The 23,811-nt window shown below is 72.2% G+C and carries 19 protein-coding genes; 14 read left to right on the top strand and 5 right to left on the bottom strand.

Features of this window, described 5'->3' with window-relative positions; translation table 11 throughout:
• Positions 1-79 precede the first annotated feature (79 nt).
• The 4 genes from ACT3T5_RS06495 (at position 80) to ACT3T5_RS06480 (ending at position 5,723) form a co-directional block, all read left to right on the top strand.
• Entirely contained in the window at positions 80-2,872 is a 2,793-nt protein-coding gene (locus ACT3T5_RS06495; protein ID WP_444593913.1) for an ExeM/NucH family extracellular endonuclease, read from the top strand.
• Positions 2,873-2,899: 27 nt separating this feature from the next.
• Positions 2,900-4,444, top strand: coding sequence for an APC family permease (locus ACT3T5_RS06490; RefSeq protein WP_444593912.1), 1,545 nt, complete (start codon positions 2,900-2,902; stop codon positions 4,442-4,444).
• Between the two features lie 72 nt (positions 4,445-4,516).
• Entirely contained in the window at positions 4,517-5,056 is a 540-nt protein-coding gene (locus ACT3T5_RS06485) for an ArsR/SmtB family transcription factor (protein WP_443335913.1), read from the top strand.
• Between the two features lies 1 nt (position 5,057).
• Positions 5,058-5,723: an SRPBCC domain-containing protein gene (locus ACT3T5_RS06480; RefSeq protein ID WP_343922960.1), complete on the top strand. Its 666-nt coding sequence runs from the start codon at positions 5,058-5,060 to the stop codon at positions 5,721-5,723.
• 40 nt (positions 5,724-5,763) lie between these two features.
• Here the strand turns inward: ACT3T5_RS06480 and ACT3T5_RS06475 are convergent, their stop codons facing one another.
• The 3 genes from ACT3T5_RS06475 to ACT3T5_RS06465 form a co-directional block, all read right to left on the bottom strand.
• The gene (locus ACT3T5_RS06475) at positions 5,764-6,576 is read right to left on the bottom strand and encodes a class I SAM-dependent DNA methyltransferase (protein WP_444579203.1); all 813 of its coding nucleotides are present in this window, start codon (positions 6,574-6,576) and stop codon (positions 5,764-5,766) included.
• Between the two features lie 111 nt (positions 6,577-6,687).
• The gene (locus ACT3T5_RS06470) at positions 6,688-7,380 is read right to left on the bottom strand and encodes a hypothetical protein (protein WP_444593911.1); all 693 of its coding nucleotides are present in this window, start codon (positions 7,378-7,380) and stop codon (positions 6,688-6,690) included.
• A 119-nt stretch (positions 7,381-7,499) separates the two neighbouring features.
• Positions 7,500-9,080, bottom strand: coding sequence for a dihydrolipoyl dehydrogenase family protein (locus ACT3T5_RS06465; RefSeq protein WP_444593910.1), 1,581 nt, complete (start codon positions 9,078-9,080; stop codon positions 7,500-7,502).
• Between the two features lie 194 nt (positions 9,081-9,274).
• On the opposite strand from ACT3T5_RS06465, the gene ACT3T5_RS06460 reads away from it, so the two are divergent.
• From ACT3T5_RS06460 to ACT3T5_RS06445, 4 genes are all read left to right on the top strand, one after another.
• On the top strand, positions 9,275-10,456 hold the full coding sequence (locus ACT3T5_RS06460; RefSeq protein WP_444593909.1) for an exonuclease SbcCD subunit D: 1,182 nt from the start codon (positions 9,275-9,277) through the stop codon (positions 10,454-10,456).
• Complete coding sequence (locus tag ACT3T5_RS06455) at positions 10,453-13,521, top strand: AAA family ATPase (RefSeq protein WP_444593908.1); 3,069 nt, start codon at positions 10,453-10,455, stop codon at positions 13,519-13,521. Before ACT3T5_RS06460 ends, ACT3T5_RS06455 begins: the two co-directional genes overlap by 4 nt.
• Positions 13,522-13,598: 77 nt before the next feature.
• A complete protein-coding gene (locus ACT3T5_RS06450) occupies positions 13,599-14,570 on the top strand; it encodes a beta-ketoacyl-ACP synthase III (protein WP_444593907.1) in 972 nt (323 codons plus the stop codon).
• A gap of 37 nt (positions 14,571-14,607) precedes the next feature.
• A complete protein-coding gene (locus ACT3T5_RS06445; protein ID WP_444579213.1) occupies positions 14,608-14,997 on the top strand; it encodes a tautomerase family protein in 390 nt (129 codons plus the stop codon).
• Positions 14,998-15,061: 64 nt separating this feature from the next.
• Here ACT3T5_RS06445 and ACT3T5_RS06440 read toward each other — a convergent pair whose 3' ends face one another.
• Positions 15,062-15,793, bottom strand: coding sequence for a VanZ family protein (locus ACT3T5_RS06440; RefSeq protein WP_444579215.1), 732 nt, complete (start codon positions 15,791-15,793; stop codon positions 15,062-15,064).
• A 138-nt stretch (positions 15,794-15,931) separates the two neighbouring features.
• On the opposite strand from ACT3T5_RS06440, the gene ACT3T5_RS06435 reads away from it, so the two are divergent.
• A complete protein-coding gene (locus ACT3T5_RS06435) occupies positions 15,932-17,089 on the top strand; it encodes a VanZ family protein (protein WP_444593906.1) in 1,158 nt (385 codons plus the stop codon).
• Here ACT3T5_RS06435 and ACT3T5_RS06430 read toward each other — a convergent pair.
• On the bottom strand, positions 17,028-17,519 hold the full coding sequence (locus tag ACT3T5_RS06430; protein ID WP_444579218.1) for an Lrp/AsnC family transcriptional regulator: 492 nt from the start codon (positions 17,517-17,519) through the stop codon (positions 17,028-17,030). The genes ACT3T5_RS06435 and ACT3T5_RS06430 overlap by 62 nt on opposite strands.
• A 194-nt stretch (positions 17,520-17,713) precedes the next feature.
• On the opposite strand from ACT3T5_RS06430, the gene ACT3T5_RS06425 reads away from it, so the two are divergent.
• The 5 genes from ACT3T5_RS06425 (at position 17,714) to ACT3T5_RS06405 (ending at position 23,784) form a co-directional block, all read left to right on the top strand.
• The gene (locus ACT3T5_RS06425; protein WP_444579220.1) at positions 17,714-18,553 is read left to right on the top strand and encodes an AzlC family ABC transporter permease; all 840 of its coding nucleotides are present in this window, start codon (positions 17,714-17,716) and stop codon (positions 18,551-18,553) included.
• Complete coding sequence (locus ACT3T5_RS06420; RefSeq protein ID WP_444579221.1) at positions 18,546-18,872, top strand: branched-chain amino acid transporter permease; 327 nt, start codon at positions 18,546-18,548, stop codon at positions 18,870-18,872. Before ACT3T5_RS06425 ends, ACT3T5_RS06420 begins: the two co-directional genes overlap by 8 nt.
• A 195-nt stretch (positions 18,873-19,067) precedes the next feature.
• Complete coding sequence (locus ACT3T5_RS06415) at positions 19,068-19,577, top strand: DUF456 domain-containing protein (RefSeq protein WP_444579222.1); 510 nt, start codon at positions 19,068-19,070, stop codon at positions 19,575-19,577.
• Positions 19,574-21,898, top strand: coding sequence for an ABC transporter ATP-binding protein (locus ACT3T5_RS06410; protein WP_444593905.1), 2,325 nt, complete (start codon positions 19,574-19,576; stop codon positions 21,896-21,898). Before ACT3T5_RS06415 ends, ACT3T5_RS06410 begins: the two co-directional genes overlap by 4 nt.
• Positions 21,895-23,784: an ABC transporter ATP-binding protein gene (locus tag ACT3T5_RS06405; RefSeq protein ID WP_444593904.1), complete on the top strand. Its 1,890-nt coding sequence runs from the start codon at positions 21,895-21,897 to the stop codon at positions 23,782-23,784. The genes ACT3T5_RS06410 and ACT3T5_RS06405 overlap by 4 nt, the downstream gene beginning before the upstream one ends.
• Positions 23,785-23,811: the final 27 nt, after the last annotated feature.

The raw sequence follows: 23,811 nt of genomic DNA, 5'->3' as shown, positions 1-23,811 counted from the left end.
CCCCACCCGCAGGCCCGCACCACCAGGCCCACACCCCGGGCCGATCCCGCCGTCCCACCGCCTCGCCAGGAGACCCCTCATGAGCACCGCTACCACCCACGGCTCCGGACTGCGGACGCGCATCACCCGCGTCGGCGGAGCAGCGGCCGCCCTGGCCCTCGGCCTCAGCCTCGCCCCGGGCCTGCTCCCCACCGCCCAGGCCGCCGTGGTCGCTCCCGGCGACCTGCAGATCAGCGAGGCGTACGGCGGCGGAGGCAACTCCGGCGCCACCTTCCAGAACGACTTCGTCGAGCTGCGCAACACCACCGACCAGGACCTCAGCATCGACGGCTGGTCCCTGCAGTACGCCTCCAAGACCGGCGCCTTCAACAACACCGTCCCCCTGCAGGGGACCGTCCCCGCCGGAGGCACCTTCCTGGTGCAGCTCGCCGCCGGCAACGGCAACGGCGACCCGCTGCCCGGCGCCGACCTCACGGCCGGCGTCAACGCCTCCGGCACCGGCGGCGTCTTCGCCCTGTCCGACGCGGAGGGCAAGCTCGCCTGCACCGGCACCACCTGCGCCGAGGACCCGGCCGTCGTGGACCTCCTGGGCTGGGGCGACGCCGCCACCTTCTCGGGCGAGGCCCCCGCGCCCGCCACCACCAACGCCACCTCCGTCTCCCGCGTGGCGGCCACCGGCGAGAACTCCACCGACTTCATCGCCGGCGCTCCGACGCCCACTCCGTCGGGCGCCGAGGAGCCGGACCCCGGTGAACCGGGCGATCCCGGGGACCCGGGGGACCCCGGCGAACCCGCCGAGGCGATCCCGGCCACGATCGCCGAGATCCAGGGCACCGGTACCGCCTCCGAGCTGGCAGGCACCCGGGTGGTCGCCGAGGGTGTCGTCACCGCGGTGTACGCCACCGGCGGGCTGGACGGCTATGTCATCCAGACCGGTGGCACCGGCGGCGCCCTGGACCTCGCCGAGCACACCGGATCCACCGCCGTGTTCGTGTACTCCCCGGACACCGCCGGCCAGGTCGCGATCGGTGACTCCGTGCGTGTGACCGGCGAGGTCGCCGAGTATCACGACTCCACCCAGATCACCGTCGGCGCCGACGGCCTCGAGCAGCTCCCCGAGGCGCTCGAGCCCGTCGAACCCGCCACGATCGACAGCGGCTTCCCGACCCAGGAGACCCAGCGCGAGAGCCTCGAGCACATGCTCTACCTGCCCGGCGAGGGCGACTTCACCGTCACCGACGTGTACTCCACCAATACATTCGGCGAGGTGGGCCTCGCCATCGGCGACCAGCCCCTCCAGCAGGCCGGCGACATCATGGCTCCCGGCGCGGAGGCCACCGCCTACTTCGAGGAGCAGGCGCAGAATCTGGTGCTGCTCGACGACGGTCGCACCACTGACTTCACGAAGAACGCGCAGCTGCCGATGAGCTGGCTGACCACGCAGGAGCCCGTGCGCGTCGGCGCCGCGACCAGCTTCGAGCAGCCCGTCGTGGTCTCCTACTCCTTCGACCAGTGGCGGCTGAACGTCACGGGCCCCTGGGAGAGCTCCGAGGCCGACGGGGTCGCCTTCGAGGACACCCGCCAGGACGCACCGGACGAGGTGGGCGGCGACCTGCAGGTCGCCACCTTCAACGTGCTGAACTACTTCACCACTCTCGGCGAGGACATCCCCGGCTGCGAGCCGTACACCGACATGGAGGGCAACGGCACCACGGTGCGTGGCGGCTGCGACCTGCGCGGCGCCTGGGGAGCCGACGACCTCGAGCGCCAGGAGAGCAAGATCGTCGAGGCCATCTCCGGCACCGACGCCGACGTCGTGGGCCTGATGGAGATCGAGAACTCCGCCCGTCTGGGCGAGGGCGCCGACGAGGCCACCGCCACCCTGGTCGCCGCGCTGAACGAGCGCGACGGCGCGGGCACCTGGGACTACGTGCCCACCGGTGACGCCTACGCCGCGCAGGGCGTGGACGGCGGGCAGGACGTCATCACCAACGCGATCATCTTCAAGAGCGACGAGGTGACGACGCAGGGCGACGCCCAGATCCTCACCGGCGACCCGGCGTTCGACAACGCCCGCGAGCCCATCGGTCAGGTGTTCGTGCCGGTGAAGGGCGAGGGTGACCAGCAGGTCGAGGGCGAACCCTTCTTCTTCGCCGTGAACCACTTCAAGTCCAAGGGCTCGGCGGACGCCGAGGACGCGGACCTGCCCGCGGACCCGGTGCAGGGCAACGCCCGCACCTCCCGCCTGCAGCAGGCCGAGGCCCTGCACACCTGGTCGCAGGAGCGCGCCGATGAGCTCGGCGTGCAGGACGTGCTGCTGGGCGGCGACTTCAACGCGTACTCCCAGGAGGAACCCCTCCAGGAGTTCTACGCCGACGGGTACCAGGACCTCGCCGAGGCCCATGACCCCGCGGGCTGGTCCTACAGCTACGGCGGAATGGTCGGCTCGCTCGACCATGTCCTGGGCAACGCCTCCGCCTCGGAGCGCGTCACCGGCGCGACCGACTGGCAGATCAACGGCGCCGAGTCCGTCATGACCCAGTACTCGCGCTACCGGAGCAATGCCACCGACCTCTACGAGGACGGCGTGTTCGGCTCCTCCGACCATGACCCCCTCATCGTGGGCCTGGATGCCGGCTTCCCCGAGGGCGGCGGCGAGGAGCCCGGCGACGGCGACCACCCGGGCAACGGGCATGGCCATGGTCGCGGCAACGGGCATGGTCACGGCAACGGGCATGGTCACGGAAACGGGCATGGCAATGGCAATGGCAATGGCAATGGCAACGGCCACGGGAACGGGAACGGGAACGGCCACGGGAACGGGAACTGGAACGGGAACGGTAACGGAAGGGCGAACGGCCGCAACGGCTGACCGGCGCCATCCACGAGACTGGACCCTATGACTCCCACTTCTGGTCCCGGCACCGGCCCCGGACCGCATCCTGACGCGGCTCCCGAGGGCGACGCCATCCCGGCCCGCGGCGCAGGCCCGAGCCGGGGCCGCGACTTCGGTCCCGGCTCCGAACTGGACCCGGGACTGAGCCTGGGGACGGCTCCGACGCCGGGCCGTCTCGCCCGTCGGCTGCGACTCGGCGACGCGATCGTGATCGGACTGGCCTCGATGATCGGGGCCGGCGCGTTCGTGTCCCTCGGCGCGGCGCAGGACCTCGCCGGAGCGCTCGCCCCCGTCGCCGTGCTGATCGCCGCCGTCGTCGCGATCTGCAACGCCACCTCGACCGCGCAGCTGGCCGCCCAGCACCCCAGCTCCGGCGGCACCTACCACTTCGGCACCCAGCAGCTCGGCCCCTGGTGGGGCTTCGTGGCCGGCTGGTGCTTCGTGATCGGCAAGATCGCGTCCTGTGCGGCGATGGCCCTGGTCGTCGCCGCCTACCTGGTGCCCGAGCCGGGCCAGCGGATCGTCGCGGCCCTGGTCGTGGTCGCGCTGACCGCGGTGAACCTGGTGGGCATCACCCGCACCGCCGCGCTCGCCCGCGTGCTCGTGACCATCGCGCTCGCGGCGCTGCTCCTGACCGCCGGCCGACTGCTCGTAGGTCTCGTGCGCGGCGACGGGCCCGCCGCCGGGATCCTCGAGGGCGCCGGTCCGGAGGGCACCTCGTCGGCCGGACCCGCGTTCGGGGGCGTGCCCGGCCCGCTCGCCGGCACCGCCACCGGGCTGTGGGACGGGGGACTGGCGGCCGTGCTCGGGGCCGGCAGCGGCGGGATCCTCGGCATCACCCTCGTGGTGCTGCAGGCGGCGGCGCTGATGTTCTTCGCCTTCGCCGGGTACGCCCGTGTCGCGACCCTCGGCGAGGAGGTCATCGAGCCGCGCCGCACCATCCCGCGCGCGATCCTGCTCGCGCTCGCCATGGTGTGCGCCCTGTACCTGGGCCTGTCCGCGCTGCTGGTGCTCGTCGGCCCCGCCCCGGGCGGCCAGGGCTGGGGGCCGGCGCCGTTCCTCACCGCTCTGGAGTCCGTGGGCGCCGGCGGCGCCTGGTCCGCCGTGATCACGATCGGTGCCGTCGCGGCCGCCGCCGGGGCACTGCTCGCCCTGATCGCCGGAGTGTCCCGCACGATGCTCGCCATGGCCCGCGGCGGCGACCTGCCCAGGCCCCTGGCGAAGTCCAGCAACCGCTACGCCGTTCCCCAGCGCGCGGAGATCGTCGCGGCGCTCGCCGTGCTGGCGCTCGTGCTGCTGGCCTCGGACGTGCTGGTCGCGATCGCCGCCTCCGCCTTCGGGGTGCTGCTGTACTACGCGATCGGCAATCTCGCGGCGTTCACCCAGGTCGGGCAGTGGCGGCTGTTCCCCACGGCGATGCAGATCGGGGGTCTGATCGGCTGCGTCGTGCTGGTGGCGGCACTGCCCGGGCGCACCGTGGTCGCCGGTGTGGTCCTGGTCGGGATCGGCGTCGCGTACCGCGCGATCGTGGTGCGAGCTCGCCGCTGAGACCGGTGCGCCACGAGCCCGATCGAGCAATTAAGCCTTGACTTATATGAGGCCGACGGGAAGGATGATCGCATGCACGCACTCGATGTCCTCGGCGATCCCGTGCGGCGACGGATCCTCGAGCTCCTCGCCGAGGGAGAGCTCGGCGCGGGCGAGATCGGCGAGAGCGTGCAGCAGGAGTTCGGGATCAGCCAGCCGGCCGTCTCCCAGCACCTGCGTGTCCTGCGCGAGCACGGCTTCGCCACCGTCCGCGCCGAGGGGCGCCGCCGGCTGTACGCCGTCGATGCCCGTGGTCCGCAGGAGGCCAGGGACTGGCTGACCCCCTTCGAACGCTTCTGGCTGCCGGCGCTCGATGCCCTGGGCACCGAGCTCGCCCGCGGGCGGCGACAGCGACGCCTCGCCGCCGACGCCACCCCGTCGGCCGACGGCGGGCGTGCGTCATCGGTCGACGACGGATCTGCTCCAGAGGTCGGCGTCGGCACCTCCCGCACGTCCACGACACCCACCTCCGAGACAACCACCTCCACGGCCCCCACATCCTCGGGTTCCGCACCCACCGACGCCGCGCCGGGCATCCGGCCCGCAGCGGCACACTTTCCGAAGGAGTCCTGACATGGTCGACGTCCCCACCCAGCTGCAGTCCGTCACCCGTTCCTACCGCCTCGAGGACCGCGACGGTCAGCCCGCGCACGTCCAGTCCCTCGAGCAGACCTATCCCGCCGCGCTCGCCGATGTCTGGGACGCGGTCACCACCGCCGAGCGCATCCAGCGCTGGTTCCTGCCGATCAGCGGCGACCTGCAGCTCGGCGGCCGCTACCAGTTCGAGGGCAACGCCGGCGGCGAGATCCTCACCTGCGAGCCGCCGGCCGACGGCCTCGCGGAGTACTCCGTGACCTGGGAGATGATGGGCGCCGTGTCCTGGCTGACGATCCGCCTGGCCGCCGACGGCGAGGAGGCCACCCGCTTCGAGCTCGAGCACACCTCCCATGCCGCGGACATCCCCGCGGAGATGTGGGAGACCTTCGGCCCCGGCGCCACCGGCGTGGGCTGGGACGGCGGCCTGCTGGGCCTCGCGCTGCACCTCGGCGCCACCGAGGGCTCGCTCGCCCCGTCCGAGGCCGAGGCCTGGGCGGGCACCGACGAGGGTCGCTCGTTCTACCGCGGTGCGGCCGACGGCTGGGCCGTCGCCCACTCCGCCTCTGGCGCGGACGCCGACACGGCTCAGCGCCTGGCGGACGCGACCTACGGCTTCTACACCGGCACCGGCACCGGGGCCTGACGACGGCTGGGCCTGGGGACTGCCGGGCTCGTCCCGGGGCTCAGACCGCCCGGGCGATCACCACGAACTCGCGGCCCGGCCGGTCCGGGGCGTCCCGGATCTCCTGGACGGCGAAACCAGCGGCGGTGAGCGAGTCCCGCAGCTCGGTCTCGCTGCGCCACCGCAGCGTGGAGGTCGAGGTGATCGTGGTGCCGTCCTCGAAGGTGAACTCGTCGGCGAAGGTGACCAGCGGCAGGTCGACGTCGAACCGCGTGGGGCGCGAACGCACCTGGCCCAGCCCGGGCACCTCATGGACCGACGCGGACGTGTCCGCCTGCCAGTCCTCCCAGGCACGACGCTCGGGCCGGCGTGCCTCGAACACGAGATGACCGCCCGGGCTCACGGCGGCGCGGATCGCCTGCAGCGTGCTCGCCCAGGCCTCGTCGGTCACGAACACCTGGGCCACGTTCCCGGTCATCACGGCGGCGTCGGCGTGCAGCGGGGGATCCAGCGCAGGGAGATCCACGGCGGTGCCATGGATCCAGTGCACGCGGCCTGCGCCCGGTTTCGTGCGCGCGACCTCGAGCGAGGCCTGTGCCGGATCGACCCCGGCCACCGTGAAGCCGGCGGCGGCGAGCCGCACGGCCAGGGCGCCGGTCCCACAGCCGATGTCGACTACGGAGCGTGCCCCGAGCTCCTCGAGGATCGCCTCGTAGTGGTCGAGGTCGTCGCGCTCGCCGTCGAAGGTGTCGTAGCAGGCGGCCAGGCGCGGATCGGCGAAGATCGCGTCAGGTTCTGCCTCGGTGGTGGCGCCGGGGTCGGGATCGGGTGCGCGTTCGCGATCGCACTGCGGCGAAGGGTTCTCAGAGGTCACAAGGTCGACCGTAGGCGCCCATCGACTGTGCGACCAGCGAATACTCGTCGCCGCTCGCCATGTCCCTGCTCCGTGCCGCGCAGCACCTCCCGGCGATCGTCCGTCCCGCGATCACGCGAGCGAGGTCCAGGTCGTGTCGGCGTCGATCAGCCAGTGGTTGCGCAGGGTCAGCGCCCGCTCGGTCGCCGCGAGCACCCCGGCGACAACGAGGGTCACGTTCAGCCACAACGGCAGCGAGATGGGGGAGGTGAACGTGCCGATGTTCTCGGCGACCACGTCGATCTGCGTGATGAGCTCGGCGGCCTGGGGGACCATCATCACCAGTCCCACCAGGAGCATGAGGATCGCGGCCACCCCGATCAGCGAGCTGGCGCGGGGGAACCGTCGGCCGAACCGTGCTCGCAGCCCCTCGAGCGTTCGCGGATGTGGGCGCAAGGTCTGCGGGGATCCGCCCTCGGGCACATGATGCATGCGAGTGAGCCCGTACGGGCTGGTCGCCACCTCGATCACTCCGTCGGGCACCGCGAACGCGACCGGCGGGTTCGCGATGTGCTCCTGCACCCCGTCGCGGTACAGGGAGACCTGGGCGTGCTTCGAACCCTCCGGGATCTTCCCGCCCTCGAGCTCGGCGGCGAGATAGCGGACGTCGACCGTGTAGGTCGCCGGCCGGGTGCCGTCGGGCGACGGGTCGAGATCGAACAGGGTGCGCGTGGCCAGCTGCCACCAGCGGAAGCGCTTCAGTGCGCTGCCGTCGCCCGGGCGGGCGCGGCGCAGCTTCCGTGTGCGTCGCAGTCGCGTGAACATGATCCTCCCGGGGCCGGTCGGGACGGATCCTCGTCCCGCCCTCACCACCCATTGCATCGGACCAGGGGTCGCCGGCACCAGTGCGATCTGTCATCTCCTCCCAAGGGAGGAGGGCCGGGTCAGCCGGCGCGCAGCTCCTGAGGCAGCTCCTCGAGCAGCCGCAGCCACAGCTCGGAGCTCGTGGGGTAGCTGGGCACCGCGTGGCGCAGCACGTGCACCGGCACCTGGCCGACGATCGCGATGGTCGCCGCGTGGATCAGCTCGGAGGCCTCCGGGCCGACGAACGTGGCACCGACGAGCGTTCGCGTGGTCCGATCGACCACCAGCTGGGCCGTGCCCGTGACGTCGTCCCGCAGCAGGGCGGAACCGGCGGACCCGCCGAAGGGGACCTGCGCGGTGACCACGTCATGGCCGGCCTCGCGCGCAGCCTCCTCGGTCAGGCCCGCGCTGGTGACCTGCGGATCCGTGAACACCACCTGGGGAACGGGGACGACCTCGGGAACCGGCTCGAGATGGCCGCCGGTCGAGCCGGCCCGGATCGCCTGCCCGATCACGCGGGCGCGGTACTTGCCCCAGTGCGTCAGCGGCGCATCCCCGCTCGCATCGCCCACGGCGTGCAGCCACGACGGCAGGGCGGTGCTCCCCGAGCTGTCGTCCGCAGAGTCGTCTCCCACTGAGCTGTCGGTCCTCGGGTGCTCCGCCCCGGTGACGTCCTCGGCGCTCAGACCCAGGGACTCGAGGCCCACATCGGCCAGGCGCGGCGTGCGCCCGGTCGCGACGAGGACCTCGTCACCGCTGATCTCGCGGGGGCCCTGTGCGTCCTTGACCTGCAGGGTCACGCGGCCACCATGGATCCTGCCCAGCACGGCGTCCCGGGCGTCGGTGCGCGAGCCGGAGAGCACCGAGGTGCCGAGCTGCACCGTGACCCCGAGGTCTCTCAGCGCTTCCAGCACGTGCTCGCCGGCGAACGGTTCGAAGCCCGTGAGCAGCCCGGCGCCGCGCACGAGGAGCGTGACGTGGGAGCCGAGCGCCGCCATCCAGGTCGCGGCCTCGACGGCGACCACGCCGCCGCCGACGATCAGCAGCTCGTCCGGAACGTCCTGCACGCCGGTCGCGTCCCGGGAGGTCCACGGCTGCAGGGCGCGCAGGGGCTCGGGGATGACAGCCTGGGAGCCGGTGGCGATCACGACGGCGCGGGTGGCGCGCACCAGAGTCGGCTCTCCGCCGTCGGGCCCCTCCACGCGCACCTCGCGCTCGCCGACGAGCCGGCCGTGCCCACGCACGACCTGCATCCCCGCCCCCTCGGCCCACTGCACCTGGCCGGTGTCGTCGTAGTGCGAGACCCAGATGTCGCGACGCGCCAGCAGGGCGTCGCGGTCGACCTCCGGGGTCGAGATGCCTTCCAGATGCGCGGCGGCATCGGCCACCGAGAGCGGCCGCAGCAGGGCCTTGGACGGCATGCACGCGTAGTAGGAGCACTCACCGCCCAGCAGCTCGCCCTCGATCAGCACGGCGGTGAGATCCGTGCCCTCGATCGCGTACTGGGCGACGTTCTCGCCGACAGGGCCGCCGCCGATCACGACGACGTCGGCGGAGATCACGGACGGAGAACCGGTCGGCGTCTCGGGGGCGTCACCGGTGACGGCATCGGTCGTGTCGGCGGCGGTGTCTGAGGGGGAGGACTGCGCATCGGAAGCCATGTCGGCACGCTACGCCTGGCTCAGGGCGGAGTCACGGGGTGCGGGCACTCCGGGTCCTCCGGGGCGAGCACCCGTGATCGGACGGGGCTCCGTCCCTGCTGACGAGGGGTCCGTGTCGTTCCTCCCCAGTGCCCGACGATCCACAGCTGCGCGCCGGACGCTCGACTGTCGGGCGTTCTCCGTAGGCTCGGGGCATGAGAATCCTGCACACCTCGGACTGGCATCTGGGGCGCACGCTGCACAAGGTCGATCTGCACGAGCACCAGGCCGCCTTCCTCGACTGGCTGGTGGACCTCGTGACGGAGCGGCAGGTCGACGTCGTCGTGATCCCCGGTGACGTGTACGACCGCGCAGTGCCCGCGGTGACCAGCGTGAAGCTGCTCGATTCCGCCCTCGCCCGGCTGGCGGGCACGGGCGCGACCGTGGTGCTGACCTCCGGCAACCACGACTCCCCGGAGCGGCTCGGCTTCGGCCGCGGCCTCATGCGGGCCGGCATCCACCTGCTCACCGACGTCCCCGGCATCGAGCACCCCGTCTCCGTCGAGGACGAGCACGGCGAGGTGCTGTTCTTCGGCCTGCCCTACCTCGAACCGGACCGTGTGCGAACCGAGCTCGTGGCCGAGGGTGAGCCGCCGCTGGCCCGCAGCCACGAGGCCGTCACCCGCGCCGCCCTCGAGCGGGTGCGCGAGCGCGCGGCCGCTCATCCCGGTGCCCGCACTGTCGTGCTCGCCCACACCTTCGTCACCGGTGGTGAGGCGAGCGACTCCGAGCGCGACCTGTCCGTCGGCGGTGTCGACTCCGTGCCCGCCGGTGTGCTGAGCGGCATCGACTACCTCGCCCTGGGCCACCTCCACGGCTGCCAGGACCTCACGCGCACCGTCGGCGCGCCGGCCTGGTACTCCGGCTCCCCGCTGGCCTTCTCCTTCTCCGAGCGCACCCATCGCAAGTCCGTGCTGCTCGTCGAACTCGGAGCGCCCGGCGCCGCCGACGGTGACCGCTCCGAGGTCACCGTGGAGCGGATCGAGACTCCGATTCCGCGTCGCCTCACCGAGCTGCGCGGCACCCTCGAGCAGATCCTCGCGCAGAGCGAGAAGCACGGCCGCGACTGGGTCAAGGCGATCGTCACCGACCCCGCTCGACCCGCCCACCTGCAGGAACAGCTCCGCGAACGGTATCCGCACCTGCTGCTCACGGAGTACGCCCCGGAAGGGCGCGAGGCGCGGGAGGGCACCCCCGTGGTGCGCCGCGAGGCGAACCCGCTCGAGGTGATGGACCAGTTCCTCGCCGACGTCACGGGCGGCGCGCCCACCAGCGCCGAGCATGACGTCATCGAGCGCGCCTACCGCCACGTGCGGCGCCAGCAGGAGGCCTCATGAAGCTCCACCACCTGCGCCTGACCGCGATCGGTCCCTTCGCCGGCACCGTCGAGGTCGATCTCGCCGCCCTCGGCGCGAGCGGCATGTTCCTGCTTGAAGGGCCGACGGGATCGGGCAAGTCCACGATCCTCGACGCGATCGCCTATGCCCTCTACGGGCAGGTCGCCGGGAGTGTCACGAGCGACGCCCGGATCCGCTCCCAGTTCGCGCAGCCCACCGAGCCGAGCGTCGTGGACCTCGTGTTCGAGACATCCTCGGGGATCTACCGGGTGCGTCGCCAGCCCGAGTTCCAGCGTCCCAAGATGCGCGGCACCGGCACCACGAAGGAGCAGGCCAAGGCCGTGCTGTGGCGCATCGGCTCCCCGCAGCTGATCCCCGCCGTGATCGCCGACGAGGCCGGCGGCGGGGGAGGGGTCGAGGCGATCGCCACCCGGATCGACGAGGTGGGCCGCGAGATCCAGCGCGCGGTGGGGCTCACTCGCGACCAGTTCACGCAGACCGTGCTGCTGCCGCAGAACGAGTTCGCCCGCTTCCTGCGCGCCGGCACCGGGGAGCGCCAGCAGGTGCTGCAGCGCGTGTTCGGCACCGAGACGTACGCCGCCGTCGAGAAGCAGCTCGAGGAGATGCGCAAGGCCGCCAAGCGCCAGGTCGACCAGGCACAGCAGACCCTCGGCACCGCGCTGGCCCGCTTCACCGAGGCGACCGCCCTGGAGACCGAGCAGGTCACCGTCCTGGAGGACCATGCCCAGGCGCTGCGCCTGGAACCGCTGGCCGCTGCGGCCGATGAGTACCTCGCCGCCGTCACCACCCGTGCCACCGCGGCGAGCGACGCCGCGCAGACCGCCGCGACCGCGGAGCAGACCGCCCGCACCGCCGCCGAGAACGCCCGCACCGCCCGGAAGCGCATCGACCGCCGCCGTGAACTCGATGCGCTGTCCGCGCGACTCGCCGGGGAGAAACCCGCTGTCGAGACGGCCCGGCGCTCCCTGCAGCGCGATGAGACCGCCCGGCCGGTCGCCGACCTCCTGCGCCGTCGAGACCTCGCCGCCGCCCAGGTCGCCACCGCGATCGAGGCCCTCGCCGAGCTCGCCACCACCACGCGCACCGACCACCCCACGCTCGTGGACCTCCTCGAGCACGACGACGCCGCCACCGCGCTCACCGCCTCCGCCGACGAGGCCACGTCCGCAGCCGGCACCCTCGCGGACCTCGTCGTGCTCGAAACCGCGCTCCCCGTTCGCGAGCAGAAGCTCACCGAGCGCCGCTCGAAGCTCACGGAGACCTCGAACGCGCTGACCGCGCTCAACGAGCAGCTGGCCGCGCGGCCCGCCCAGCGCACCGAACAGGTCACCGCTCGCGACACCGCCCGGGCCGCCGCCCGAGCACTCGGCGATGCCCGGCTCGCCCAGCGCACCGCGACCGAGCGACAGCAGGCCACCACCGCCGCCGCGACCCAGGAGAAGAAGGTCCAGGCCGCCCGCGAGCAGGCAGTCGCGGCGCTCCGCACCGCCCAGGAGCGCACGGAGACGGAGACCGATCTGCGCCGCCGCCGCTTCGCCGGGATCGCCGCCGAGCTCGCCGTGGACCTCGCCGACGGGGACGCCTGCCCGGTGTGCGGCGCAATCGAGCACCCCCATCCGGCCGGCGCCGCCGAGGACGCCGTGAGCCCCGAGCAGGTCGAGGCCGCCGAGAAGGCCCGCCAGGCGGCAGAAGCCGAGCAGTCCCGCGCCGACCAGGCCCACGCCCTGGCCGCCCAGGAGCTCACCCGCCTCCACGAGGCCGCCGGAGACCACACCCCCGAGACCGCGAAGGCGGCCGTCGACGCCGCGACCACACAGGTCACCGCCGCGCAGGAGGCAGAGAAGACGGCCGCGGAGATCGATGCGAAGATCACGGCCTTCGACGAGGAGACGGACCGCCTCACCCAGCGCAAGGAGGCCGATGGCCTCGCTGTCGAACGCGAGCGCACCGCGATCGAGGAGGCCACCCGAGCCCTTGCGGCCGACAGCAGGAAGGTCACCGAGGCCCGCGGCGAGGACGACTCCATCGCCACCCGTCGGCGTGCACACCTCACCCGCGCTCGCGCCGCCACCGCGCTCCGCGAGGCGCTGCGCACCCGCACCGAGGCCTCCACCCGCGCCGACGAGCTCGCCGAGGAAGCCGCCACCGCCCTCACCGCCGCCGAGCTGGCCACCGCCGAAGAAGCCCGCGCCGCCGTGCTCGAGACGCCCGAGCGCCGCCGCCTCGAAACCCTCGTCCAGAAGCGCGCCGTGGACGAGTCCCGGCTCACCGACGGCCTCGCCGAGGAGGGCATCGAGGCCACCGTCGCCACCACCGAGGCCCAGGACGCAGCCGACGCCGCGCTCACGGCGGCCACGACCACGCACACCGCAGCCCAGGAGTCGGCCAAGGAAGCCGGTGGCCTCGCCGCCCGCCTCGGTGGGGTCGCCGAACGCGGGGCCGCAGCCCGCACGGCGCTGCGGACCGCCATGGACCAGGTGCGAGCCGTCAGCGACGACGCCGGTGTGGTGGTGCGGGTCGCGGACCTCGCGACCGGCCGATCGAGCGACGGTGACCGCGTGCAGCTGTCCACGTACGTGCTCATGTGGCGCCTGGACGCCGTGGTGGAAGCCGCCAACGCCCGCCTCGCCCTGTTCTCGGGCTCCGACCTCGAGCTGCTCCGCGACACCGGTGCCCGCGGGGCACGCAAGACCGGCCTCGACCTGCTGGTGCTGGACCGGCGCACCGATCAGGTGCGCGTGCCCGAGACCCTCTCCGGGGGCGAGACCTTCTTCGTGTCCCTGGCCCTCGCCCTGGGCCTGGCCGACATCGTCATGGGCGAGGCCGGCGGCGTGCAGATGGAGACCCTGTTCATCGACGAGGGCTTCGGCAGCCTCGACCCCGAGACCCTCGAGACCGTGGTGCGGGAGATCGGCCGCCTCGCCGAGACCGGCCGCGTGATCGGCATCGTCAGCCACGTGGGCGACATGAAGGCCCAGATCGCCGAGCAGATCCACGTGCGCCGCGGCGCCGATTTCCACTCCACCCTCAGCGTGACCGCCTGAGGTACGGAATGATGGAGGCGCCGCCTGCGACCAGCGCGGGAGACCCTGCTCATCGGGCTCCCGACGGAAGGACCACCATGACCCACTCCTCCCTCCCTGCCACCCCCGCCCCGGGGTCCGCGATCATCGGAACAGGCCATTACCGTCCGGAACGGGTGCTGACCAACATCGACCTCGAGTCGATCGTCGAGACGAGCGACGACTGGATCCGCCGGCGCACCGGGATCGAGGAACGGCACATCGCGGCCGAGTCCGCGACCGTCGCGCAGATGGCCACCCATGCGGCCCGCGCCGCGCTCGAGGACGCCGGCATCGAGCCGTCCGAGGTCACCCAGGTGATCGTCGCGACCTGCTCCGACGAGGAACGCTCCCCGAGCGCCGCCGGCCGTGTCGCCCAGGCCCTCGGGCTCTCCGCCCCGGCCGCCTTCGACATCGGCGCCGCCTGCTCCGGCTTCAGCCACGCCCTGGCCGTCGCCGATCAGGGCATCCGGGCAGGCGCCTCGCACACCACCCTGGTCATCGGCGCGGAGAAGCTCTCCGCCAAGACCGACTACACCGACCGCACCACCTGCATCCTCACCGCGGACGGCGCCGGCGCCGCCGTGGTGCAGGCGGCGACGGAGCCCGGCATCTTCCCCGTGGTCTGGGGGACCGTGCCCGACCTCGTCGACGCCGTGACCATCAGCCCGCCGTCGGGCTGCTTCTCCCAGAACGGACGCCAGGTGCTCGGCTGGGCGCTGCGCGAGGCACCCGGCATCGCCGAGCGCGTGGTCGCCGCCGCCGGACTGCAGATGTCGGACATCGACGTCTTCGTCCCGCACCAGGCGAACCTGCGCATGATCGAGCCGCTCGCCGCGGCACTCGACCTGCGCGAGGACGCCATCGTCGCCGACGACGTCACCACCTCCGGCAACACCTCCGCCGCCACGATCCCGCTGGCGATCTCCCGGATGCGCGAGGCCGGCCGACTCCCCGCCGGCGCCACCGCGCTGCTCCTGGGCTTCGGCGGCGGCTTCTCCTACGCCGGCCAGGTGGTGCGCCTGCCCTGAGCGAGGTTGACCTGCGCCCGCCCCATAGTCTTGGCCCATGGCGCAGATCATTGTGTACGGGCACCGAGAATCCATCCAGCGACGACGATCGGCGCTCTCTGACGCGATCCATGGCGCCGTCATGACGGCGCTCGAGTACCCGACCGAGAAGCGCTTCCATCGCTTCATCGCGCTGGAGCCGGAAGACTTCATCCACCCCGAGGACCGTGGTCCGGACTACACGATTATCGAGATCTCGATGTTCGAGGGCCGCACGGACACCGCGAAGCGCACCCTGCTCTCCGAGCTTTTCGCCCGTATCGAGGCGGAGGCCGGGATCCCCGCCCACAGTGTCGAGGTCACGATCACCGAGACCCCGCGCGTGAACTGGGGTATCCGCGGGGTCAACGCCGAGGACCTGGCGCTGGGCTACCAGGTCGACGTCTGAGCCCAGGGAAGACCAGGCGGGCCCGGCAGCCTCCGGCTGAGTCGGGCCGGATGGCGTCGGCCGCTCACCGTCCGGCGTCGTCCGAGCGGTGATCCGACTTGTCGGTTGAACTCCCGTCGGTTGAACTCCCGTCGGTCGAGCTCCTGTCGTCAGGGGCCCCCTCGGCGGGTTTCCCGTCGGCCGTGCGACCCAGCGGCCCCTCGTGCACGAACAGCGGCACCCGCCATCGCGTGAGCAGCGGCGCCACCATCGCACCGAGCAGGGCACCGAGGGAGTTCGCGAACACGTCGTCGATGTCGGCGATCCGCACCCCGCACGGGTAGAGCCCCCAGGCGCCGGTGTACTGGGTGGCCTCGATGAGCACTGACAGCATCACCCCGAGCGCCAGCGAGGTCGTCGCATCGAGCCGGAACACCCCGCGCAGCACCATCCCCAGCGGGACGAACAGCACGACGTTCGAGAGCAGCTGCAGCACCGGGAAGCTCAGCGCCAGGCCGAGGACGCCCACTCCGCTGTCGTGCAGCTGGAGGAGGTCCGTCACCCAGCTGAAGGGATAGGGGTGCAGCTTGCCGCCCGACCGATTCCGGCAGGTCGCCGCGATCTCGTAGGCAGGGGCGATAGTGAGCCCGGCCAGGGACATCGTGTACACGCAGATCACGGCCACGCCCACCAGGCGGTTCGGTCGCACCCGGCCGAATCGGCGTCGCTGGAGCAGGAGGGCAGGTCCCAGGATCACGACGAACACGCCGATCCCGCCGACCACCCCCACCAGACCCAGGCGCAGCAGCTCGCTCACGAGGGAACCGTACGGGGCGATGCTGGATGGGACCAGGCCCCCGAGACCGGGCCCTCAACCAGGCCTCCCACCACGGTATGACCACGGTCGGCACCCCGGTCTGATTCCGTGCGCCACCTGCATATCTAGGCTGGGACCATGATCGAGACGTGGACCTGGCAGATCCCCTTCGCCCTGGTGGGCGGCACGCTCGTGTTCCTCGGCGTCCTCGTCCCCGCTGTCCTTGTCCAGTACTCGGCGTACGGCCGGCTCAGCCTGACGCGTCTGCTGGGCACCGCCGCAGTGTCGGTCTACGGGGTGGCCCTCGTGGCGTACACGCTGCTCCCGCTGCCGGATCCGTCGGTGTGCGAGGGTCGCAGCGGCGGCATCCTGCAGGTGATCCCGGGCGCGGTGATCACCGATATCGCACGCATCGTCGGCGAGAACGGGCTCGGCTCCTCCTTCGCCCTCGCGACCATCGCGCAGCCGCTGTTGAACATCGTGCTGTTCATCCCGCTGGGACTGCTCGTGCGCGTGATGACCGGTCGCGGGATCCCCACCGCGTTGCTCCTCGGCCTCGCCGCCTCGCTGCTGATCGAGACCACCCAGTTCACCGGCCTGTGGGGGATCTACGAGTGCGGCTATCGCGTCGCGGACATCGATGATCTGCTCACGAACACAGCGGGCGCCCTGCTCGGGGCCGTGGCGGCACCGATCATCGCCGGCTGGGTCCCGCGCCCGGCGACCCTCGCCGCGCTGCCCCCGCAGCCCGTCACCCGGACCCGTCGCCTGCTGGGTTCGGCGCTCGACGCCGCCCTCATCTCCGTGATGCCCGCGATGCTGCACACGGTCACCGTGCTCGCCATGGCGCTCGCCTGGACCGTCGCGACAGGCGCGAGACAGATGCCCGACGCTGCGCTCACCGCCGCCGCGTTCCTGCAGCCGGTGGCGCTTCTCGCCGGCCTGCTGCTCACGGTGGTGCTGCCCGCGCTGCGGGGGAGCGGCGCCTCGCCGGGGCAGCGGCTGGTCGCGATCCGGCCGCTGTGGGACGGCCGACGGGGGAGCCGCCGTTGTCGTCTGCTGCGTGCCCTGCCGGTGGCCGGGGTCTTTGCCCTGGCGCCCGGCCTCGCCGATCTCGCCGCCGGAGCCCACGTGCCGCTCGTGCCCTCGCTGCTGAACACGGCCGCGGCCGCCGTGGTGCTCGGAACTCTGGTCGTGGTGCTGTTCGTGGACCGCAGCGGTCTGTCTGGGCGGATCAGCGGCGCACAGATGGTGGACCGGAGGACGCCTGAGACGCCGACGGCCGCTGACTCTTGAGCACCTTCATCGTGAAGCGGGAGGAGATCTTCGAGACCCCCGGGATCGTGATGATCTGCTCGGTGAGGAAGTGCTCGTACGCCTCGAGATCGCTCACCGCGACGCGCACGAAGTAGTCGGGGGAGCCGAACAGACGGTTCAGCTCGATCACCTCGTCGAAGGCGGCGACCGTGGTCTCGAAGTGCTCGACGGTGCCGCGGTCGTACGCCGTGAGGTCCACATCGAGGATCACCTCGAAGGCCCGCCCCAGCGCTGCCGGCGACACCTGCGCGGCGTATCCGAGGATCACACCCTCGGCCTCGAGGCGCTGCACCCGGCGCAGGCACGGTCCGGGAGTGAGGTGCACGCGGTCGGCCAGGGCGACGTTCGAGAGTCGGCCGTCCTCGCGGAGATGCTCGAGTATTGCGCGATCCACGTCATCAAGGCTCATATGTTGCATCGTAGAGGGTTCGCGCCGCTATATGCGCAATCCCCAGAAGCCGTGATCTTGCGATGATTGCTCCTGTGACGGAAATGATCAGCAGGCAGGGCGACCTCCGGACAGGCCGCCCGACGATGACGCCGGTCGGCCCCGGAGATGACACGCTGCGCCGGGGCGACGAGCAGGCGCACGCGACGGACAACGTGACTGACGACGTCCGCGAGGCGTTCGACGCCATCCCGGTCGGCGAGGCCGCGGCAGTGCTCGCCCCCGCCGATCCGCCGTCGACCCTGGGGACGCGCCGTCAGGAGATCGCCGCCGGCGTGCGCCTCTCCTTCGCGGCGGGCCTGGGCATGTTCCCGATCGGCATCGCCTTCGGCATGCTCGTGGTGCAGACGGGCCTGCCCTGGTGGGTCGCCCCGGGCCTGTCGATCTTCCTGTTCTCGGGCTCCGTCGAGCTGCTGCTCGTGGGACTGATGGCGGTCGGGACTCCGCTGGCGACGATCGCGCTCACAGCGGTGCTCGTGAACTTCCGTCACGTCTTCTACGCCTTCTCCTTCCCGCTGCGCGTGGTGCGCCATCCGCTGGCCCGCTTCTACTCCGTCTACGCGATGATCGACGAGGCCTACGCCGTCTCCGCCGCGCGGCCGGGCACCTGGACCGGCGCCCGACTGGTCGCCATGCAGCTCGCCTTCCAGAGCTACTGGGTGGGCGGCGGCCTCGTGGGCGTCGCGATCGGCTCGTTCCTGCCGGGCCGCATCGAGGGCCTCGAGTACGCACTGTGCGCCCTGTTCATCACGCTCACGCTCGACGCCTGCCGCTCCCGCCGCCAGGTCCCCTCACTGCTGCTGGCCGGGCTCGCCCTGAGCCTCGCCCTGCTGCTGGTGCCGGGATCCGCGCTCTTCGTGGGCCTGATCGGTTTCGTGTCCCTGCTCGCCGTGCGCTACCTGCTCACCACCCGGAAGGCGGATCGTCGTCGGCCCGCCCCGCAGGACGCCACGGACGTTCTGCAGAGCGCCCCACTGGAGGTCGATCATGCCTGAGACCTCGTACTACCTCGCTGTCCTCGTGATCGGTCTGGTCATCACGTTCGGCCTGCGCGCCGTGCCCTTCGTGATCCTCGGCCCGCTGCAGGAGTCGCGCTTCGTGGGCGTCATGGCCCTGTGGATGCCGGTGGGGATCCTCGCGATCCTCGCCGTCTCCACGCTGCGCACCTCGATCGACGCGGATCCCGGCCGGCTCGTCCCGGCGGCGATCGCGACCGCGGTCACGATCGCCGCGCATCTGCTGGGCGGCCGACGCACGCTCCTCAGCGTCGGGCTCGGCACCCTCACCTTCGTGCTCCTGGTGAATCTGCTCTGAGGGCGAATCTGCTCTGAGCAGGCGCAGCACCGCCTCCTGATCGCGCTGCCGTGGGCGATCGGGGTGATCCGTCGCATCATCCCGATAGGATGGACGGAGCCCTGTCCGTCGGGGCCGACGCCGCCCCGCATCCTGGTCGTGAACGCTCACGCACCCGCCGGGGACTGACACATCTCGAGCCCCTCCGGAGGACCCGTGGACTCCCTCACCGTCCAGATCATCGTCACCGTCCTGGCGGGTCTGGCGTACATCGTCGGACTCACCGGGATCGTCGTGCCCGTGCTGCCCGGCACCATCACGATCGCGATCGCGACCCTGGTATGGGCCATCGTGATCGGCGGCTGGCCCGCCTGGATCGTCTTCGGCATCGTGCTCGTGCTCAGCGCGATCGGCGTGACCACCAGCTACGTCCTCACCGGCCGGAAGCTGCACGCCGCCGAGGTGCCGATGTGGCCGATCTACGTGGGCATCGCCGCCGGCATCGTCGGGTTCTTCGTGATCCCGCTGCTGGGCCTCCCGATCGGGTTCGTGCTCGGCCTGTGCATCAGCGAGGCCGTGCGGCAGAAGGATCTGAAGAAGGGCCTCGGCTCCGCCTGGATCGCGGTCAAGGCGCTCGGTGTGGGCATCATGATCGAGTTCTCGCTGGCCATGCTCTCCACGATCGTGTTCGCGATCGGCGTCGTCGTCCACTTCGTGACCGCATGACCACCCCCGCACCGCGCTCCGCCGCGACTCCCGTCACCACGCCCGACGCCACCACCGCCCCCGGCAACTCGTCCGCTCCGGCCCGCGGCAGCGCACCAGATCCGGCCGGCGCCAATGCCCCTGCGCCCGCGCCGCGTCCGATCGCGAATATCGAGCGCGACCACCCCGCCGTGCTGGTCCCGGGCCTGAAGCGACTGCTCAAGGGGTCCTGGGAGCAGCGCCTCTGGTTCTCTTTGGCCGTGCTCGGCGCGACCGTCTTCGCGCTGCTGCAGATCGCGACCTCCTCGATCATCGGGCGCGTCACCGAGAACGTCGTCGTGCCGTCCTTCGCCGGCGGCGAGCCCCAGATCGGCCTGATCGTCGGCGGCGGCCTCGCGATCTTCGGCATCGCCGTGGCCCGCGCGGTCACCGTGATGGCCCGCCGCATCTTCGCCGCCGCCGCCCAGTTCGACCTGTTCCGCCTGTACCGCGAGCGCCTCACCGCCGTCTACGCGAAGGTGCCGCTGCTCTGGCACCGCCGGCAGTCCACCGGCACCCTGCTGAGCTCGGTGTACTCCGACGTCGAGGCCGCGTTCTTCGCGATGGCGCCCTTCCCGTTCGCGCTGTCCACGATCGTGATGCTCGTGTACGCGACGGTCGTCGTGGCCCGCATCGACGCCGTGATCCTGCTGGTGATGCTCGCCCTCATCGTGCTGCTGATCATCCTCAACGTGCTGCTGCAGCGCTTCGCGACCCCGATCGCGGTGCGCTCCCAGCGGCTGCGCGCCGAGGTCGCCGAGATCGCGCACGAGTCCTTCGACGGCGCGAACGTCGTGAAGTCGCTGGGCCGTGAGGACGTCGAGGAGAAGCGCTTCACCCGCGCGGCGGACGACCTGCGCGAGACGGGGATCCGCTTCGGCTACGTGCGCGGCTGGTTCGACCCCGCGATCGACGCCCTGCCCAACCTCGGCATCCTCGCCGTCGCCGTGCTCGGCGCCTGGCGCATCGGCGACGGGCACCTCACCACCGGCCAGCTCGTCGAGGTCGCGTACCTGTTCACCCTGATGTCCCTGCCGATCCGCTCCTTCGGCTGGGTGCTCGGCGACCTCTCGCGCACCGTCGTCGGCGGCGGCCGCGTGCAGCAGATCCTCGACGTCACCGAACAGCGCACCTACGGCCCCGACGCCCTGCCCGCGGGCCCCGGCGTGCTCACCTTCGACGAGGTCTCGTTCGTCTACCGCGACGACCCCGCCCAGGTCATCCTCGGTCGCGGCGCGCGCGCCGAGGACCACCTGCGCACCTCCGCGGCGCTGCACGGGGTCACCCTTCGTGCTGATCCGGAGGCAGGCACCCGTGTGCTGGCCGTCGTCGGCGCCACCGGGTCGGGCAAGTCCACCCTCGCCCTGCTCGCGGCCGGGCTCGTGGACCCTGACGAGGGCGCCATCTCCGTGGACGGTGCGGATCTGCGCTGCCTCACGGCCGACGCCCTCACCGCGGATGTCGCCCTGGTGCTCCAGCAGGCCTTCATCTTCGACGACACCGTGCGCGAGAACGTCACCCTCGGCGAGGACATCGACGAGGCGACGATCCGCTGGGCGCTGCGCGTGGCCCAGGCCGAGACCTTCGTGAACGCCCTGCCCGACGGACTGGACACCGAGCTGGGAGAGCGCGGCGGATCGCTCTCCGGCGGGCAGCGCCAGCGCATCGCCCTGGCCCGCGCCCTCGCACGCAGACCCCGGCTGCTGATCCTGGATGATGCGACCAGCGCCTGCGATCCCACCGTGGAGCTGGCGATCCTCGACGGGATCCGCCGTGAGATGACCTCGTCCACGCTGCTGCTGATCGCCTACCGCAAGTCCACGATCTCCCTCGCCGACCAGGTCGTCTTCCTCGACCACGGGCGCGTGGCCGCGAGCGGCACCCACGAGGAGCTGCGCACGGACAGCGAGGGCTACCGCGCCCTGGTCGACGCGTACGACGAGGCCGCGATCTCCCACAACCTGCTCGAGTCCTCGGGGCCGCAGCCCAGCGACGGCCCCGACCCCAGCATCGCCGTGGACGCCGACCGGGCCCGCACCGTCTCCGCCGCGGTCGAGCGCCACGGCGAGGGCAGGTACCGCCGCGAGGACGTCACCCCCGACGGGGAGTGCGAGTGCGAGCCGCCCGCGACCACCGGGGCGCTGCATGCGCTCCCACCGGACCCGTCCGAGCCCGACCCCGTCGGCGCGGACCGCGCGGAGGCGCGCCCCGTCGGCCTCCAGGAGGCGCGCCCCGTCGGCCCTCAGGAGCCGCGCCCCGCACCCGACTCAGCACCGCGCGATGAGAAGGAGGACGGCCGATGACCGCCGCACCCGCAGCCGACCGCGCCGAATCCTCCGCCCTCGGCAGCGAGACCACCACCGACGAATCCGCGCTGCACACGATCCGGCGCGGCCTCGCCCTGACCCCGGAGCTGCTGCGCGGCATCTGGATCACTCTGCTGCTGGCCGTGGTCGCGACCGGCGGAAAGGTCGTCGTGCCGATCGCGGTGCAGTCCATCCTGGACCGCGGCATCATCGCCCCCGAGCGGCCCGACCTCGCCTTCGTCGGGGGCGCGGCCGGGCTCGCCGCGCTGGTCCTGCTGGTCACCGCCACCTGCAACGTGCTGATGAACCGTCGGCTGTTCCGGCTCGCCGAGACCTCGCTGGCCACCCTGCGCAAGCGCGCCTTCCGCCACATCCACGACCTCTCGCTGCTCACCCAGGGCACCGAGCAGCGCGGCGCGCTCGTCTCCCGCGTGACCAGCGACGTCGACACCGTCAGCCAGTTCATGAGCTTCGGCGGCATCATGCTCGTCGTCATGAGCATGCAGCTCGTGCTCGCCACCGCCGTGATGGCGTTCTACTCGTGGCCGCTCGCCCTCGTGGTGTGGATCTGCTACATCCCGATCCTGCTCATCATGGGCTCGCTGCAGAAGCGGATCCGCGCCCGCTTCCAGCAGGTCCGCGCCAACGTGGGCACCATGCTCGGCTCCGTCTCGGAGTCCCTCGTCGGCGCCGCCACCGTGCGCGCCTACGGCATCGAGGACCGCACCCGCGCCGGCCAGTTCGAGCGGGTCCGCGACGTGCGCAATGCCCAGTTCTCCGTGCTGAAGCCGCAGTCCGCCTCGTTCTTCCTCTCCGAGACGGCCGACGGGCTCGCCACCGCCGTGGTGGTCGTGGTCGGGATCCTGCTGGGCACCGAGGCGTTCGGCGTGAACCTGCCCGGCGGCGACCTCACCGCCGGCGGCGTCATCGCCTTCGTCTTCCTCGTGTCGCTGTTCAGCCAGCCGGTGCGGATGGGCATCGAGATGCTCTCCGAGGCCCAGAACGCCGTTGCCGGCTGGCGGCGCGTGCTCGGCGTGCTCGACACCCCGGCCGACGTCGCCGACCCCGGCGGCGCCATGGACCCCCACACCGGCAAGCGCCTGAACCCGGTGCCCGGCGCGACGGAGCTGCCCGACGGTCTGCTCGACATCGAGATCCGCGACCTGCGGTTCTCCTATCCGACGGGCCCGGAGGTGCTGCACGGCATCACCGTGGACCTGCCCGCCCGCAGCCGCATCGCGATCGTGGGGGAGACCGGCAGTGGCAAGACGACGTTCGCCAAGCTGCTGACCCGCATGATGGATCCCGCCAGCGGCGATCTGCTCATCGGCGGGGTGCCCGTGCACCTCATCCCGTACGCCTCGCTGCGCTCGCGCGTGATCATGGTGCCGCAGGAGGGCTTCCTCTTCGACACGACGGTCGCCGGGAACCTCCTGTACGGCAGGCCGGGCGCCACCGAGGCGGAGATGCACCAGGCGCTCGCCGAGCTGGGCCTGGGCACCTGGGCCGACGAGCTGCCCGAGGGTCTGGCGACCCCCGTCGGCCAGCGCGGCGAATCCCTCAGCGCGGGGGAGCGGCAGCTGGTCGCCCTGGCCCGCGCCTACCTCGCCGACCCCGACGTGATCGTGCTCGACGAGGCGACCAGCGCCGTGGATCCCGCGGCCGACGTGCGCCTGCAGCAGGCCATCGACGGCCTCGCCCGCGGCCGCACCACGATCACCATCGCCCACCGGCTCTCCACCGCCGAGCGCGCCGACCGGATCATGGTGCTCGACGGCGGCGACCTCGCCGAGCACGGCACCCACGCCGAGCTGGTCGAGCTCGAGGGCGGGATCTACGCGGGCCTGCACCGCTCCTGGGTGGCGCACCGCGCGTCGCGGTGAGCAGCAGGCGGTGCACCGTCGTTGCGA

It is taken from the genome of Brachybacterium sp. AOP3-A1-3 (assembly GCF_052378285.1).
GTDB lineage: Bacteria > Actinomycetota > Actinomycetes > Actinomycetales > Dermabacteraceae > Brachybacterium.
The sequence above is the reverse complement of the archived record's forward strand: the minus strand, read 5'-3'. Positions and strand labels throughout refer to the sequence as shown.

Coding starts and splice junctions, on each gene's coding strand:
- ACT3T5_RS06465 (WP_444593910.1), bottom strand. CDS start 9,080: ATGGCTTCCGATGCGCAGTCCTCCCCCTCAGACACCGCCGCCGACACG.
- ACT3T5_RS06445 (WP_444579213.1), top strand. CDS start 14,608: ATGGCGCAGATCATTGTGTACGGGCACCGAGAATCCATCCAGCGACGA.
- ACT3T5_RS06485 (WP_443335913.1), top strand. CDS start 4,517: ATGCACGCACTCGATGTCCTCGGCGATCCCGTGCGGCGACGGATCCTC.
- ACT3T5_RS06410 (WP_444593905.1), top strand. CDS start 19,574: ATGACCACCCCCGCACCGCGCTCCGCCGCGACTCCCGTCACCACGCCC.
- ACT3T5_RS06405 (WP_444593904.1), top strand. CDS start 21,895: ATGACCGCCGCACCCGCAGCCGACCGCGCCGAATCCTCCGCCCTCGGC.
- ACT3T5_RS06490 (WP_444593912.1), top strand. CDS start 2,900: ATGACTCCCACTTCTGGTCCCGGCACCGGCCCCGGACCGCATCCTGAC.
- ACT3T5_RS06450 (WP_444593907.1), top strand. CDS start 13,599: ATGACCCACTCCTCCCTCCCTGCCACCCCCGCCCCGGGGTCCGCGATC.
- ACT3T5_RS06420 (WP_444579221.1), top strand. CDS start 18,546: ATGCCTGAGACCTCGTACTACCTCGCTGTCCTCGTGATCGGTCTGGTC.
- ACT3T5_RS06455 (WP_444593908.1), top strand. CDS start 10,453: ATGAAGCTCCACCACCTGCGCCTGACCGCGATCGGTCCCTTCGCCGGC.
- ACT3T5_RS06460 (WP_444593909.1), top strand. CDS start 9,275: ATGAGAATCCTGCACACCTCGGACTGGCATCTGGGGCGCACGCTGCAC.
- ACT3T5_RS06435 (WP_444593906.1), top strand. CDS start 15,932: ATGATCGAGACGTGGACCTGGCAGATCCCCTTCGCCCTGGTGGGCGGC.
- ACT3T5_RS06495 (WP_444593913.1), top strand. CDS start 80: ATGAGCACCGCTACCACCCACGGCTCCGGACTGCGGACGCGCATCACC.
- ACT3T5_RS06470 (WP_444593911.1), bottom strand. CDS start 7,380: ATGTTCACGCGACTGCGACGCACACGGAAGCTGCGCCGCGCCCGCCCG.
- ACT3T5_RS06480 (WP_343922960.1), top strand. CDS start 5,058: ATGGTCGACGTCCCCACCCAGCTGCAGTCCGTCACCCGTTCCTACCGC.
- ACT3T5_RS06430 (WP_444579218.1), bottom strand. CDS start 17,519: ATGAGCCTTGATGACGTGGATCGCGCAATACTCGAGCATCTCCGCGAG.